The following is a 14,602-nucleotide window of genomic DNA, read 5'->3' on the forward strand; positions in this document are numbered from 1 at the left end:
GATCTCACCGTTGTGTTTGCCGCCGAAAGACACTGCACTCGTATCATTTATCTATACGGATGAAGGATTTAGTGTTTTTTTCGGCATCTTTTTGTAATAAGACTTTATTTTTCATGCCATTAAACAGGAATTTTCTTCTGCAAATCAAATCGAGCATTCAGAAACAAGCGGTATAAACAGAATAAAATTCGAAGTAAATTCGCGCACCTTGCGATCAGTATGGTCGCTTATGCTGGCTTTTGCCGCAGGCGGTGATCTATAACTCCGAAAATGCGCACAGAAAAAAACGTAATGCGCAGTTTTTGTACAGCATTGTCATTGAGCAGCCACGGCACTTTCAGGGGTGGGAGAGCATGAGATTAAGCATTGAACGGATTGGCCCATTGAGCCAGCAGGATCGGCTCGATTTAGCCAAAATTTGGCCGCACCAGACGCCAGAGCAGTGGCAGGCAGCGGGTGCGCTGTTCGCCGCCCGCTTCAATGCGCGGCTGCTGGCGGCGGTGAAGGTGGAGTGGACGGGCGATCGCGGCGTGATGCGCGATCTCTGCGTGCGTGAGGTCACCCGGCGGCGCGGCGTCGGGCGCTACCTGCTGGAAGAGGTGCAGCGGCAACTGCCGGCGGTGCGCCACTGGCGGGTAGAGGGAGCGAGTGGGGAGGCGGCGATGCAGGCGTTTATGCTGGCCTGCGGCTTCCGGGCGGAGGGCGATGGCTGGGCGCGTGATCCCACTGCCCCAGCGGCCTGAAAAACGGTAATAAAAAAGCCCGGCAAGCCGGGCTTTTTTGTTTCTGGCAGGCGTCAGGCCTCGATCGCCATCTTCAGTTTCTTCATGGCGTTCTTCTCCAGCTGGCGCACACGCTCGGCGGAGACGCCGTACTTGTCGGCCAGCTCCTGCAACGTGGACTTGTTGTCGTCGTCCAGCCAGCGGGCACGGATAATGTCCTGGGAACGCTCATCCAACCCCTCCAGCGCATAGCTGAGTTTGTCGGCCGCGTTGCTCTCCCAGTTATCCTCTTCGATGCCCTCGGCAAAGTCAGAACTTTTGTCTTGCAGGTAGAGCATCGGTGCCATCGGCTGGCCGTCGCGCGCTTCGTCATCCGGCGTCGGGTCGAAGGTCATGTCCTGCGCCGCCATGCGGGACTCCATCTCCAGCACGTCTTTGCTGGAGACACCTAGCTCGCGCGCCACCAGTTCCACTTCATCCTGATTGAACCAGCCCAGACGCTGCTTGGTTTTGCGCAGGTTGAAGAACAGCTTGCGCTGCGCCTTGGTGGTCGCCACTTTCACGATGCGCCAGTTGCGCAGCACGTACTCGTGGATCTCCGCCTTGATCCAGTGGACCGCGAACGACACCAGCCGCACGCCCACCTCTGGGTTGAAACGGCGCACTGCCTTCATCAGGCCGATGTTGCCTTCCTGGATAAGGTCAGCCTGCGGCAAACCGTATCCTGAATAGTTACGAGCAATGTGAGCGACAAAGCGCAGGTGAGACAGGATAAGCTGCTTCGCTGCTTCCAAGTCGCCCTGATAATGCAGCCGTTCAGCCAGCTCCCGCTCTTCCTCTGCCGTCAGCATCGGGAAAGCATTGGCGGCCCGCACATAGGCTTCCAGGCTACCTTGGGGAATTAAGGCTAAAGTTTGCATCTCTTTGGTCATTCAAACCCTCTCTTAATTAGAACGTTCATGCAGGTTGATTGGCCGCCGGGCTTTATTGTTCGCTTTACGTCGCCGCAGACGGGCACCCTTACATTTGCTCTCTTTTTGACCGTGATCCAGGTCACAAGTTCCCTGAAGATCCTCTTCAGATAACAGACCATACGTGATGGCGTAAAGGATAGATAGGGAAAACGTGCGAAGGGAAATGCCGGAAAGGTTAGGAACCCGAAGGCGCTTCCCCTGCCTGCACGATCAGAGCAGCAGGGGAAGAGTATATCAAAAAATCACTATTGTGGTGTAAAACGGCGTAAATGTTGCACGGTGGCTAACCACGCGGCGATCCAGCCGATCATCGCGGCGATCAACAGCAGCAGCAGACCCTCATCCCAGCTCAGGCCATGCAGGGTAAAGGTGGTGCCGAACACCGACGCCACATGCACCACTACGCTCTCCAGCCGCAGCACCAGCGCCTCAGAGAGGCCGAGCGAGAGCAGCGCGCCGAAGAGGCCGAGCAGCGCCCCGCCGTTGAGGAACGGGCGCAGGATAAAGCCGTCGGTTGCGCCAATCAGCTTCATCACGTTGATGGTGTCGCGGCGGCTGAAGATGCTGAGCCGCACGCTGTTGCCGATCACCAGGAACACCGCCACGATCATCAGGATGCCGATCATCGCTGCCACCTGGCCCACCAGCCCGGTCAGGGCCGCCAGCCGGGCGAACCAGCTGTCATCCATCCGCACCTCATCCACGCCCTGCACCGCCGCCACGCGGTCACGCAGGGTGTTGAGCGTCTCCTGGCTCTGGAAGTTGAGTTTCGGCGTGATGATGGCCACCGCCGGCAGCGGGTTCTCCTCCAGCATGTCCAGCGCGCCGCCGAAGCCTGACCAGTTGCGGAACTCGCCCATCGCCTCGTCACGCGTCAGGTAGTTCACCTTCTCCACGCCGCCCTCGGCTTTCAGCGCCTTGATCACGCTCTCGGCCGCGTCATCATCCAGCGCCTTGTCGAGGTAGACCGTCAGTTGCGGCGTCGGATACCACTGTTCCGCCGCGGTGCTGACGTTCTTCCACACCAGATAGCAGACGCTCGGCAGCGTCAGCGAGATGGCGATCACCATGATGGTCAGCAGCGTCGCCAGCGGCTGGCGCAGCATGTCTGACAGCGCATTGGCCCACGCGTAGCGCCACTGCTCATGCCAGCCGCCGCGCAGGGATTTGCTCTTGGCGCTGCGTGCCGCCTCGGCGCTTTTCACGCCGCCGGTGCCCTTTGGATTACTCGCCATGGTGCGGCCCCCCGTGCATCCGCCCCTGCGTCAGGGTCAGGATGCGATAGTTGCGGCGGGCGATTAGCCCCATATCGTGGGTCGCCATCAGTACCGTCACGCCCACCCGGTTGAACTCCTCGAACAGGCGCAAAATGCCTTCGGAGAGCGCCTCATCCAGGTTGCCGGTTGGCTCATCCGCCAGCAGCACCGCCGGCTTGTTGACCACCGCGCGGGCAATGCCGACGCGCTGCTGCTCACCGCCGGAGAGTTGGATGGGGAAGTTTTTCGCTTTGTCCAGCAGCCCGACCTTGTCCAGCGCCGCAGAGACGCGGCGGCGGATGTCCTCGCTGCTGGCGCCGGCGATGATCAGCGGCATCGCCACATTGTCATACACCGTGCGATCCATCAGCAGGTGGTGATCCTGGAAAATCATGCCGATCTGGCGGCGCAGGAAGGGCACCTCGCGCGCCTTGAGGCGGCTGATGTCATGCCCGCTGAACCAGATATGGCCCGCGCTGGGCCGCTCAATGCCGCAAATCAGCTTGAGCAGCGTGCTCTTGCCGGCCCCGGAGTGGCCGGTGAGGAACGCCATCTCCGCCGGACGGAGGTGGAAATCCACCCCCTGCAACGCTTGCCGGCCGCCGAGATAGGCTTTACTGACCTGTTCAAAGCGAATCATCCGTATTAATCCTCTCGGGCAAAAAGTGCCTCAATAAAATCGTCGGCCTTGAAGGGCCGCAAATCCTCAATGCTCTCACCGACGCCGATGTAGCGGATCGGAATGCCGAACTGGTCGGCGATGGAGAAGATCACCCCACCCTTCGCCGTCCCATCCAGTTTGGTCAGGGTGATGCCGGTCAGGCCAACGGCCTCGTTGAACAGCTTCGCCTGGCTGACGGCATTCTGCCCGGTGCTGGCGTCCAGCGTGAGCATAACCTCGTGGGGCGCGTTCTCGTCCAGCTTTTTCATGACGCGGACAATCTTCTTCAACTCTTCCATCAGGTGCGCTTTATTCTGCAGACGGCCCGCGGTGTCGGCAATCAGCACGTCGATTTTGCGCGCCTTGGCCGCTTGCAGGGCGTCGAAGATCACCGAGGCGGAGTCCGCGCCGGTGTGCTGCGCCACCACCGGGATATTGTTGCGCTGGCCCCACACCTGAAGCTGCTCCACCGCCGCCGCGCGGAAGGTATCGCCCGCCGCCAGCATCACCGACTTGCCCTGTGCCTCAAACTGGCGCGCCAGCTTGCCGATGGTGGTGGTTTTGCCGACGCCGTTGACGCCGACCATCAGGATCACGAACGGCGTGTGCGAGGTGACATCCAGCGGCTGATCAACCTTCGCCAGGATCTCCGCCATCTCCTCTTTCAGCTTGCCGTAGAGCTGCTCGGCATCTTTCAGCTCCTTGCGGCTGGCGTGCTGGGTCAGGGAGGTGATGATGCGGCGGGTGGTCTCCACGCCCACGTCCGCGATCAGCAGCTGCTCTTCCAGCTCCTCGAACAGGTCGTCATCAATCTTTTTGCCACGGAACAGGCCCATAAAGCCGGAGCCGAGGTTCTGGCGGGTTTTCACCAAGCTGCGTTTCAGGCGCGCGAAGAAGCCCTCTTTGGTCGGGCGCTCCTGCTCCTGCGGCACCACGTCCGCTGGCACGATCGGCGCGAGCGTCAGCGGGGCTTGATCCTCTTCGATCTGCGCCTCGGTCAGCGGCTCACCACGATCTTCCGCCAGGGCCGGGATCGCCGCCTCGGTCTCCTCCACTGGCTGGTGGGCGACCTCCTGCTCAGCGGCCACCTGCTCGGTGATCGCCACAATCTCCTGCGCCAATGCCTCTTCCGGGGCTGGCTCTGCGGCCACGGCCTCCGGGGCCTCCTCTCGCGGCGTCGGCTCGACGCGCTCCGCCTTCTCAACCGCTGCCTCTGGCTCCGCTACCGGCGCCTCTGGTTCGGCAACGGGCGCTTCGGGCGTGGTTACCGGGGCGTCAGCCTCTGGCGTGACCGCTTCGGATTCAGCCTGTGCTTCCTGGGAGGCGACGGCCTCTTCCTGCTCGGTTTTCTCTTCCTGACGGTTGCGACCAAACCAGGAGAAAAACCCGCGTTTTTTCTCTTTTGCCATTTTTCGACTTCACTCCTCGCCGTTGTTGCAGGGCGTCAGGACATTAAAAAGTTATAAACCCGGCAGTCTAACACTTTCTTTTCACAGCAACACGCTCCCGGCGCGGCAATCCGGCGGATTTGGCCGGCACGGCGAAACATTTGCCCTAAACCTTCACACCGGTAGAATAGCCCACCCAACTGTATGTGAGCGACGCCACTTCGGCCGCTGAAAATTGAAACGAGATATGGCAAAGAAACCGCAATCCGCACCGGCCGGGCAAATCCGCATCATTGGCGGACAGTGGCGTGGCCGCAAACTTCCTGTCCCGCATAGCCCCGGCCTGCGCCCGACCACCGACCGCGTGCGTGAAACGCTGTTCAACTGGCTGGCACCGGTGATCCGGGGCGCGCGCTGCCTCGACTGCTTCGCCGGTAGCGGCGCGCTGGGGCTGGAGGCGCTCTCGCGCTATGCCGGCCACGCCACCCTGCTGGAGTTTGAGCGCCCGGTGGCGCAGCAACTGGAGAAGAACCTGGCACTGCTGCGGGCGGAGGAGGCACAGGTGGTGAACACCAACGCCCTCACCTGGCTGGCGCAGAACGGCACGCCCTACGATGTGGTGTTCCTCGATCCGCCGTTCCGCAAGGGCATTCTGGCGCAGACCGTCACCCTGCTGGCGGAACAGGGCTGGCTGGCAGAGGAGGCGTGGATCTATATTGAGGCCGAAGCGGAGGGCGAGGCCCTGGATGTGCCCGCTGACTGGCAGTTGCACCGTGAGAAGATTGCCGGGCAGGTCGCCTACCGGCTCTATGTTCGCCAGACGCCCGGCGCGTCACTGGCCCCAGAGGAGTATGCAGATGTTGATTAATATTGGCCGCGTGCTGATGCTGTGCGTGTGGGCGTTTTTGTTGTCCAACGTGATCCACCCCTTCCCCAAGCCGCTGAACATTTTCCTGAATGTGGCGATGATCTTCATGATCCTGATGCATGGGTTGCAGCTGACGCTGCTGAAATCCACGCAGCCGAAAGATGGCCCGGCAATTGGCAAGGCGCAGCAATTCCGCATTTTCCTGTTCGGGGTGTTTGAACTGCTGGCCTGGCAGAAGAAGCAGCCTGCCCTGCCGAAAAAGAAGTAACGCGCTTACTTTTTCCCCGGCAGGATCGGGAAGGGGGCGACGTTGTCGCCCAGCTCCGAGATGCGGGCGCTGCCCCGCTCGGTGACCGCATCAATGCGGATCACTGCCTGCAACGGGATGTAGCTGCGGTTGACGCCACTGAACTCGGTCTTCAGCCGCTCCGTTGACGGATCCACCAGCAGCGTGGAGTGGCTGTCAAATACGAACCCGCCGATCTCAATAAAGCCAAACAGCGTACCCTGCACCACCTCACGCACGTAGAGCTGGTAGTTTTTGCCGTTGTTCATGAACTGGATGCGGTATAGCGGTTGCTGTTCACTCATGCTCTCACCTCGCCTGCACTGGCCGGTACGCGCCGCGCCGGAAATTTTTCACTTTCCGTAACATAGCACGAAGCCCTGTGCAGGAAACATCCGGGAATCCGATTGTCCGCCCGTGGCGCTTTCCCCTACACTTATCCGGCAGAGGGAAATGCAGTCGCCCGGCGCGGCTGTGAGGTGAAAAAACATAAACGTTAAGAGGGAAGCAAATGAGTTGGCCTTTACTTGCGGTATTTTTTTCGGCCTGGCTGTATGTAGATGCCAGTTATCGCGGCCCGGACTGGCAACGCTGGCTGTTTAAGCCGGTCACGCTGCTGTTGCTGTTACTGCTGGCGTTGCAGACGCCAATCCTGTCGGTCTACGGCTACCTGATTATCATGGGGCTGATCGCCACGCTGGCGGGCGACGCGCTGATGCAGCTGCCGAAGGCGCGCGTGATGTATGCGCTGGGGGCGTTCTTCCTCTCCCACCTCTTCTACACCCTGAGTTTCGCCACCCAGATGACCATCACGCTGTTCTGGCCGCTGCCGCTGGCGCTGGTGGCAATCGGGGTGATCCTGCTGGCGGTGATCTGGACGCGGCTGGAGGAGCTGCGCTGGCCGGTCTCCACCTTTGTGGCGATGACGCTGCTGATGGTGTGGCTGGCGGGCGAGCAGTACTACATGCGCAGCAATGATTTCAGCTTCTCGGTGCTGGTCGGCACCTCGCTGCTGCTGCTCTCCACCATCCTCTGGCTGGTGCACCGCTTCCGCTGGAACTTCCGCGCGGCGGATGCGCTGGTGGCCGCCTGCTACTTTGGCGGCCACTTCATGATCGTGCGTTCAATGGTGCTGTAATACCCTGGCCTGCCGTACGGCGGCAGGCCCCCTCCTTACGCCGCGCCCTTTCGCAACAGATAGCGGTAGGGCAGGCTCTCCGTCTCCGACGCCAGCAGGGTGTGCTCCATAAACCGGCAGAAGCCTGGAATGTCACGGGTGGTGGCCGGATCGTCAGCGATAATCAGCAGGGTTTGGCCCTCTTCCATATGGCGCACCGCTTTGCGCACCATCATTACCGGTTCCGGGCAGCGCAGGCCCAGCGCGTCCAGCGTCTTATCGGCCTGGGTAAATGCATCTGTCATGGGTTTCTCTCAATTACAGCGGGCGGGATGCGGCGTCAGGCCGCGATCGGCAAGGCAAACAGTTTACCCCGGCAAAAATCTGGTGCAAGCTGCGTGAACGATTGCGCGGAATTTAACCACTTGCATCAGTTGCGCAAACAGGTAATATGCGCGCCGCGCCGCGACATCCTGTGACGGTAGCACGAGCGTCTGGCCTGATTGGCTGGCCGGGCATGAATACTGGGTTCCCTCACCCCATCACTAAAAAGGCGACATTTATGTACGACTTTACCCTCCAGCAGCGTCATCGCGCGCTGGTTTGGCTCTCCCTGTTCCACATCCTGATCATTACCTCCAGCAACTATCTGGTGCAGCTGCCGATCGACATTTTCGGCTTCCACACCACCTGGGGTGCGTTCACCTTCCCGTTCATCTTTCTGGCGACTGACCTGACTGTGCGCATCTTTGGCGCGCCGCTGGCGCGACGGATTATCCTCGCGGTGATGGTGCCGGCGCTGCTTATCTCCTACCTCATCTCGGTGGTCTTCTACCAAGGCAACTGGCAGGGACTGAATGCGGTGACCGACTTCAACCTGTTCGTGGCGCGCATCGCCATCGCCAGCTTTATGGCCTATGTGCTCGGGCAGATTCTGGACGTCTACGTCTTCAACCGCCTGCGCCAGCGCCACAGCTGGTGGATTGCCCCGGCGGCGTCGATGTTCTTCGGCAACATCAGCGACACCCTGGCCTTCTTCTTCATCGCGTTTTACAAAAGCAGCGACGCCTTTATGGCGGATCACTGGGTGGAGATCGCGCTGGTGGACTATAGTTTCAAGGTGCTGATCTGTCTGGTCTTCTTCCTGCCGATGTACGGGATGCTGCTGAATACGCTGCTGAAGCGTCTGAGCCGTAGCGGCGGTCAGCAGTATGTGCGGGCGCATTGATTATCAGGCAGTTTGCGCAAAAGTCTGACTTGCTTTTCGGTACTGAATCAGGTGCGATAAGGGCCGAAAGTCATGGACTCATGATTAAGAAGGAAGCCCTATGCGTAAACTCGTAAAATATGTCGGTATCGGCCTGTTGGTGACGGGCCTCGCGGCCTGTGATGGCAACAGCGATGAGAAAGCCAGCGCGGCGCCGGATGCCGACCAGACCACTACCCAGACCGCGGCCGGCCAGCAGGTTTCGCTGCTGAACGGCAACGTCACCTTCACCATGCCGGGTGACATGAGCGACCAGAGCGGCAAGATGGGCACCCAGGCCAACAACATGCATGTCTATGCCGATGAGAGTGGGCAGAAGGCGATCATCGTGCTGTTGAGCGACAACAGTCCGGACGCGCTGGACGCGCTGTCAAAACGTCTGGAGGAGCAGCAACGCTCCCGTGATCCGGACTTGCAGGTGGTCACCAACAAGAGCATCACGGTGGACGGGCAGCCCGTCCAGCAGCTTGACAGCGTGATCTCCACCAGCGGCAAGAAGGCTTACTCCTCCGTGCTGCTGGCGAAAGTGGACAGCCACCTGATGACGCTGCAAATCACCCTGCCGGCGGATGACCAGCAGCAGGCACAGGGTCAGGCAGAGCAGATCATCAATACACTGAAATTCAAGTAACACGACACCCAGTGCATCAGGGCGGGGATCTCCCCGCCCTTCTTTTTGGCTTACTCCAGCCGCTCCCCCGCCTCATCAAACAGCAACAGGCTCGTCTCCTCCGCACCCACCTGTAGCGGCGTACCCGCCGGGAAACGCACCTGCTGTGGCGTCTTGAGTTTCAGCGCCAGTTCGCCCGCGCGGGCATAGACCAGCGTGGCATCCCCCTGCAACTCGGTGAACTCCACCTCCACCGCCAGCGTGAGATCGTGCGCCCCCTCCAGCCGCAAATGCTCTGGCCGGATGCCGACCCACAGCCGCTGATCCGCCTGCAAGCCTGCCGGCGGCTGGCGCAGCGTAAACGGCGACTGGCCGTCGATCCGCACCTGCCCGTCGCGCCAGTGGGCTGGCAGCAGGTTGATTTTCGGCGTGCCGATGAACTCCGCCACAAAAGTGTTCTGCGGCCGGTTATACAGCTCAATCGGCGTGCCTATTTGCTCCACTTTCCCCTTGTTGAGCAGCACGATGCGGTCGGCCAGCGTCATCGCCTCCACCTGATCGTGGGTCACGTAGATCATGGTGTTTTTCAGCCGGGCGTGCAGGCGGCTGATCTCCTGGCGCATCTGCACCCGCAACGCGGCGTCGAGGTTGGAGAGCGGCTCATCAAACAGGAACACCGCCGGTTGCTGCACGATGGAGCGGCCAATCGCCACCCGCTGCCGCTGCCCGCCGGAGAGCTGCTGCGGCAGGCGATCCAGCACCGCCTCCAGCCCCAGCATCTGCGTGGCCTCCTGCACGCGGCGCTCAATCTCCGCCGCCGGGGTGTGCAGGTTTTTCAGGCCGAAGGAGAGGTTTTGCCTCACCGTCATGTGCGGGTAGAGCGCGTAGGATTGGAAGACCATCGACAGCCCGCGCTGACCGGCGGGCAGGTGGGTTACCTCGTTGCCATTGATGAACACCGCGCCAGAGGTCAGCGCCTCCAGCCCGGCAATCATCCGCAACAGGGTGGATTTGCCGCAGCCAGAGGGGCCGACCAGCACCAGAAACTCGCCGGACTGCACGGTAAGGGAGAGTGCCTCAATCACCGTGCTCTTCTGGTAGCACTTGGTGACGCGATCCAGTATGACGCCTGACATAGTGAAATCCTTGTAAAACGGCCGGCACCGCGCGCCGGCGATGCGTAGCGGCTCAGAGAGGGCGCGCGTTGGGGCGGGTTGACTCACGCACAATCAGCTCAAACTCCAGCGTGTGGCGCACTCCTTTTTTCCCCTCCAACAGCAGGCGGGCGGCCATCTCCCCCTTTTTGACGGCATCCTGGGCGATGGTGGTCAGGCCGGGATGCGTGCCCGCTGGCGCGTTGTTGTCGAAGCCGGTGATCGCCATCTGCTCTGGGATGGCCAGCCCGGCCTGCTGGCAGGCGCGGGCCGCGCCGACGGCAAAGCGATCCGACAGGCAGATGAGCGCGGTCGGGCGCGGTGACTGCGCCATCAGCACCTGTGCCGCCAGCGCGCCGTGCGCTTCGTCATGCTCCGTCTCATACAGCCAACAGGCGGTGAGATCGATGCCGTGCGCCACCAGCGTGCGTCGGCAGGCGTTCACCCGCGTCAGCATCAGGGTGTTGTCGCCCGCCAGCGGCGCGTCGAGCGTGGAAAGCCCCTGCCGCCCCTGCTGTGACGGGAAGGAGATGATGCCGACCTGACGGTGGCCGCACTCCAGCAGGTGCAGGCAGAGCTGGCGCATCGCCTCGTGGTTGTCGATGGAGACGCAGCTGTGCGGCGGCAGGAGGAAATCGGTGGTGACAATCGGCAGGCCCCTATTGAGCGCCTTCTCAATAATCCGGTCATTGTTGAAGGTGGCATTGAGGATATAGCCATCTACCGCCGCATTCAGCGAGTACAGCTTCGCCCGGCTTTTGTGTTTCAGCGGGATCAGCACGATATTCGCTCCCTGCTTTTCGCAGGCATTGGCGATGCCGTTCATCAGGTGCACATCATGCTGGTCGGTGAAGACATAGCTCAGGGCGTCATTGAAGATCACGCCAATCGCGCCGGATTTGCCTGTCCGCAGCGCGCGGCCAAGATGGTCTGGCGTGTGGTAGTGGTTTGCCGCCGCGTGGGCCAGCACGCGCTCAAGCAGCGCCGGTGATAATTTGTGCGGCCGGTTAAACGCATTGGAGACCGTGGTATGGGTAACGCCCAGATCTTTAGCGAGGGATTTTAGCGTCACCTTTTTCTTATTCGTCATACAGGTCACCTTTCATATCTTGGGGAGCAACGGCAATTCAGCCTGAATTACCGTTTATTTATCGCCGCAAAGTTTAACGATAAACAAAATGAATTCTGTGACAGGTTTAACGCCAAAGTTAAATAGCCGCATGCTAGCGTAAAAAAAGAGACGCGCGGCCCGCCGGCGTTAAATATAAAAAAGATAAATATATAGTCACTTAGTTATTATTAAAGGAGTATATATGTTGCGCACAGCAATAAAATACGCCGCCCTGTCCGCGGCTCTATTATTTCTTGGCGGCTGCGGGCAGGAGGAGCAGGCCAGCGAGCCGCTGAAGATGTGGGTGGCGCCCAACCGCACACAGGAGCAATTCTGGGGCGAGGTGATCCGCGACTGGAACGCCATTCCCGGCAATACGCCCATTGAGTTCTCCGCCATCCCGGCGGCTGGCAGTTCGGAGGAGGCGATCATGAACGCGCTGGCCTCCGGCACTGAGCCGGACATCTCCACCAACATTTTCATCGGCTTTGCCGCGCAACTCACCGAACTGGGCCAGCTCACTGACTTCTCTACGCTGACGGGCTATGACGCGCTGGTGAAGGCGCGCCGGATGGAGCCTGCACTGGCGAACTGGAAAATCGACGGCAAACAGAACGTTATCCCGATCTACGTCAGCCCGATTGTCTACTGGTGGCGCGGCGACATCCTGGCGCAACAGGGATTCGACAAGGTGCCGACCACCTACGAGCAGGTCTACGGGCTGTCACAGCGCTACGCCGCGCAGGGGCGGGGCTACTCAATGCAGGTGACCGCTGGCAAGAACTGGTGGGATCGCTGGTGTGACTTCATTCCGCTCTACTACGCCGCCTCCGGTGGCACGCCCTATCTGGCGGACAACCGCGCCCAGTACAACAATGAGGCTGGCTTGCAGGCCCTGACCTTCATCCAGACCATGTTCCTGAACAAGTGGTCGAGCTACGACTTCACCACCGCTGACGACCCGCTGCTGACCGGCGCGGTGATTGGTGCGGTGCGCGGCCCGTGGGACATCATCCGCTACCGTGACAACTATCCTGAGGTGCTGAAAACCATCCGCATCGGGCCGATGCTGACCGCCAGCAGCCAGCCCAACCCGGCCACCATGGCCGACAGCAAAGGGCTGGTGCTATTTAATAGCTCGGATAAAAAAGAGGCGGCGTGGAAATTTATCCAATGGGTCTACAGCAACCCGAAATATGATTTGCGCTGGCTGGAATTAACCAATATGCCGCCAGCACGTGACGACCTGCTGACCAATCCACAATTCAGCGCCTATTTTGACAATAATCCGCTGGCGAAAGAGATCGTTAATTATATTGATCGCGCCACACCGCCCGCCGCCATTATTCATACCGTGGATGTCCAGCGCAGCATGACGCAAATGATTGAGCGGACAATATTCAGCAACCAGACACCTGCCGCCGCCTTAAAACAGTCGGCAGAGGAAGTCGCTCCTATTTTGGCGCAGTGATATGAAATTCGCCCTGAAAGAGTCCACGCTGGGGGGCCTGGTGGCCTCCAGCTATCTTGGCTATTCGCTGTTGTTTTGGTTCTACCCGATTTTTTGGCTGTGCGTATTGAGCGTCACTGACTGGAAATTTATTGGCCTGCCCACTTTCAGCGGGCTGCGCAATTTTCTGGCGGTGCTGCATGACCCGTTATTCTGGCGGGCGATGCGCAACGTGTTTCATTTCCTGCTCTACTACCTGCCAGTGGTATTCAGCGCCTCGCTGCTGTTTGCCTTTGGGCTGAAAAAGATCCGTTACGGCAAGGCGTTTATCGCCCTGAGTTTCCTGCTGGCGAATGTCTCCTCCAGCGTCGCCTACTCGGTGGTGTTCTCGAAACTCTTCAGCGAGTCCGGCCCCATCAACGCGCTGTTGCAGCAACTGTGTGGCGTCAGCGTGCCGTGGTTCACTTCGCCGGACGTCGCCATGCTGTCGATTGCGCTGATCGTTACCTGGAAGTTCGTCGGGTACTACGGGCTGATCTTCTACTCCGGCCTGATCACCCTGCCCAAGGAGATTGAGGACGCCGCCGCCCTCGATCACGCTGGCCCCTGCAAGCGGCTGTTTTACGTGACGCTGCCGATGATGAACGCGCAGATCGTGATGGTGCTGGTGCTTGCCATTTCCGTGGCCTTCGCGCTATTCACCGAACCCTACCTGATCACCGGCGGTGGCCCGCTCGACAGCACCACCACGCCGATGGTGGTGATGTATGAGGCGGCCTTCCGGCGTTTGCGTCCCGGCTGGGCGGCGATGATGTCGATTATCGTTGCGCTGGTCAGCTTTGGCCTGATCTGGCTGCTGCGCCGGCTGCTGGAAAAAAACATCGAGAAGGTGTGACCATGAAAAAATGCCTGACTGCCCTGTCGCCCGCCTCCCTGCTGCTGCACGCCGTGATGCTGCTGCTGGCGCTCTCCTGGCTCTACCCCTACCTCTGGATGCTGTTTTCATCGCTGAAGGATACCGCCGACATCTACACTACCAGCCTGCTCGGCGGCCACTTCTCCTTTGATAACTACCGCTTCCTGTTTGATGACACCGCGCAGGCGGAGAAACCCTTCCTGCGCACCCTACTCAACTCGCTGTTCATCACCCTGAGCATCACCGCCTGCGTCACCGTCAGCTCGGCGCTGGTGGGGTACGCGCTGGCAAAAATGCCCTTCCCCGGCCGGGCGGCGTTCAAGAACCTGCTGATTTTGCAGATAGTCTTCCCGGCGTTCATGTTCATCATCCCGCACTTTGTGCTGATGCGTGAACTGGGGCTGATGAATAGCTACGGCGCGCTGATCCTGCCGTTCGTGATGAATGCCTGGGGCATTTTCATGGTGGCTCAGAGCTTCCAAGGCACGCCGAATGACTACCTTTACGCCGCGCGGCTGGATCACGCCTCGATCCCGAAGATCCTGCTGCACATCATGGTGCCGCTGAATAAGTCGATTCTGGCGATTGTCGCGCTCTTCACCTTCACCGCCGCCTGGGACAACTTCCTCTGGCCGCTGGTGGTGGTGCAGGACGCGCAGAAAATGCCGCTCTCGGTGCTGCTTGCCACTTTCAGCAAGTCCTACAGCATCTATCTTGGCCCGGTGATGGCTGGCGCAGTGGTGCAGACCCTGCCGATTGTCACCCTGTTCATTCTGTTCCGGCGGCACTTCCTGCAAGGGATGGCGCTGACGCTCAAGTAAG

Annotated in this window: 17 protein-coding genes; 9 read left to right on the plus strand and 8 right to left on the minus strand. The window is 60.2% G+C overall.

Annotated features, from left to right (window positions below):
• Positions 1–353: 353 nt before the first annotated feature.
• Positions 354–743 (plus strand): aspartate 1-decarboxylase autocleavage activator PanM, encoded by a 390-nt coding sequence (gene panM, locus ACK3SD_RS16585; RefSeq protein ID WP_481126207.1) that lies wholly within the window; start codon positions 354–356, stop codon positions 741–743.
• A 53-nt stretch (positions 744–796) separates the two neighbouring features.
• Here the strand turns inward: panM and rpoH are convergent, their stop codons facing one another.
• The 4 genes from rpoH to ftsY all read right to left on the minus strand — a co-directional run bounded on the left by rpoH (position 797) and on the right by ftsY (position 5,022).
• Positions 797–1,654, minus strand: coding sequence for an RNA polymerase sigma factor RpoH (gene rpoH, locus ACK3SD_RS16590; RefSeq protein ID WP_137764631.1), 858 nt, complete (start codon positions 1,652–1,654; stop codon positions 797–799).
• Positions 1,655–1,941: 287 nt separating this feature from the next.
• Entirely contained in the window at positions 1,942–2,931 is a 990-nt protein-coding gene (gene ftsX, locus ACK3SD_RS16595; protein WP_137764632.1) for a permease-like cell division protein FtsX, read from the minus strand.
• Entirely contained in the window at positions 2,921–3,592 is a 672-nt protein-coding gene (ftsE, locus tag ACK3SD_RS16600; RefSeq protein WP_481126208.1) for a cell division ATP-binding protein FtsE, read from the minus strand. Before ftsE ends, ftsX begins: the two co-directional genes overlap by 11 nt.
• A 5-nt stretch (positions 3,593–3,597) precedes the next feature.
• Positions 3,598–5,022 carry a signal recognition particle-docking protein FtsY gene (gene ftsY, locus ACK3SD_RS16605; protein WP_481126209.1) on the minus strand — a complete coding sequence of 475 codons (1,425 nt, stop codon included), beginning with the start codon at positions 5,020–5,022 and terminating at the stop codon, positions 3,598–3,600.
• A 226-nt stretch (positions 5,023–5,248) separates the two neighbouring features.
• Here ftsY and rsmD point away from each other — a divergent pair, with 226 nt between their 5' ends.
• Both rsmD and ACK3SD_RS16615 read left to right on the plus strand, forming a co-directional pair.
• Positions 5,249–5,869: a 16S rRNA (guanine(966)-N(2))-methyltransferase gene (gene rsmD, locus ACK3SD_RS16610; protein ID WP_481126210.1), complete on the plus strand. Its 621-nt coding sequence runs from the start codon at positions 5,249–5,251 to the stop codon at positions 5,867–5,869.
• Complete coding sequence (locus ACK3SD_RS16615; RefSeq protein ID WP_137764636.1) at positions 5,859–6,137, plus strand: DUF1145 family protein; 279 nt, start codon at positions 5,859–5,861, stop codon at positions 6,135–6,137. The genes rsmD and ACK3SD_RS16615 overlap by 11 nt, the downstream gene beginning before the upstream one ends.
• Positions 6,138–6,142: 5 nt before the next feature.
• Here the strand turns inward: ACK3SD_RS16615 and ACK3SD_RS16620 are convergent, their stop codons facing one another.
• Positions 6,143–6,460, minus strand: a complete 318-nt coding sequence (locus tag ACK3SD_RS16620; protein WP_137764637.1) for a DUF1820 family protein — start codon at positions 6,458–6,460, stop codon at positions 6,143–6,145.
• 206 nt (positions 6,461–6,666) lie between these two features.
• Between ACK3SD_RS16620 and ACK3SD_RS16625 the strand changes: the two genes are divergently transcribed.
• On the plus strand, positions 6,667–7,293 hold the full coding sequence (locus ACK3SD_RS16625; RefSeq protein ID WP_137764638.1) for a lysoplasmalogenase: 627 nt from the start codon (positions 6,667–6,669) through the stop codon (positions 7,291–7,293).
• Positions 7,294–7,328: 35 nt separating this feature from the next.
• Here ACK3SD_RS16625 and tusA read toward each other — a convergent pair whose 3' ends face one another.
• A complete protein-coding gene (tusA, locus tag ACK3SD_RS16630; RefSeq protein ID WP_137764639.1) occupies positions 7,329–7,577 on the minus strand; it encodes a sulfurtransferase TusA in 249 nt (82 codons plus the stop codon).
• A 257-nt stretch (positions 7,578–7,834) separates the two neighbouring features.
• Between tusA and ACK3SD_RS16635 the strand changes: the two genes are divergently transcribed.
• Together ACK3SD_RS16635 and ACK3SD_RS16640 are read left to right on the plus strand one after the other, a co-directional pair.
• The gene (locus ACK3SD_RS16635; protein ID WP_137764640.1) at positions 7,835–8,500 is read left to right on the plus strand and encodes a 7-cyano-7-deazaguanine/7-aminomethyl-7-deazaguanine transporter; all 666 of its coding nucleotides are present in this window, start codon (positions 7,835–7,837) and stop codon (positions 8,498–8,500) included.
• A 100-nt stretch (positions 8,501–8,600) separates the two neighbouring features.
• The gene (locus ACK3SD_RS16640; RefSeq protein WP_137764641.1) at positions 8,601–9,170 is read left to right on the plus strand and encodes a DcrB family lipoprotein; all 570 of its coding nucleotides are present in this window, start codon (positions 8,601–8,603) and stop codon (positions 9,168–9,170) included.
• Between the two features lie 50 nt (positions 9,171–9,220).
• Here ACK3SD_RS16640 and ACK3SD_RS16645 read toward each other — a convergent pair whose 3' ends face one another.
• The gene (locus ACK3SD_RS16645; RefSeq protein WP_481126211.1) at positions 9,221–10,285 is read right to left on the minus strand and encodes an ABC transporter ATP-binding protein; all 1,065 of its coding nucleotides are present in this window, start codon (positions 10,283–10,285) and stop codon (positions 9,221–9,223) included.
• Between the two features lie 52 nt (positions 10,286–10,337).
• A complete protein-coding gene (locus ACK3SD_RS16650) occupies positions 10,338–11,393 on the minus strand; it encodes a LacI family DNA-binding transcriptional regulator (protein ID WP_481126212.1) in 1,056 nt (351 codons plus the stop codon).
• A 223-nt stretch (positions 11,394–11,616) separates the two neighbouring features.
• Between ACK3SD_RS16650 and ACK3SD_RS16655 the strand changes: the two genes are divergently transcribed.
• Genes ACK3SD_RS16655 through ACK3SD_RS16665 form a run of 3 tightly spaced genes read left to right on the plus strand, consistent with a single transcriptional unit; the run spans position 11,617 to position 14,601 of the window.
• Complete coding sequence (locus ACK3SD_RS16655) at positions 11,617–12,885, plus strand: ABC transporter substrate-binding protein (RefSeq protein ID WP_481126213.1); 1,269 nt, start codon at positions 11,617–11,619, stop codon at positions 12,883–12,885.
• Position 12,886: 1 nt separating this feature from the next.
• A complete protein-coding gene (locus ACK3SD_RS16660; protein ID WP_481126214.1) occupies positions 12,887–13,759 on the plus strand; it encodes a carbohydrate ABC transporter permease in 873 nt (290 codons plus the stop codon).
• Positions 13,760–13,761: 2 nt separating this feature from the next.
• Positions 13,762–14,601, plus strand: coding sequence for a carbohydrate ABC transporter permease (locus tag ACK3SD_RS16665; RefSeq protein ID WP_137764646.1), 840 nt, complete (start codon positions 13,762–13,764; stop codon positions 14,599–14,601).
• Position 14,602 lies beyond the last annotated feature (1 nt).

It is taken from the genome of Chimaeribacter sp. YP20170169, from assembly GCF_056739715.1.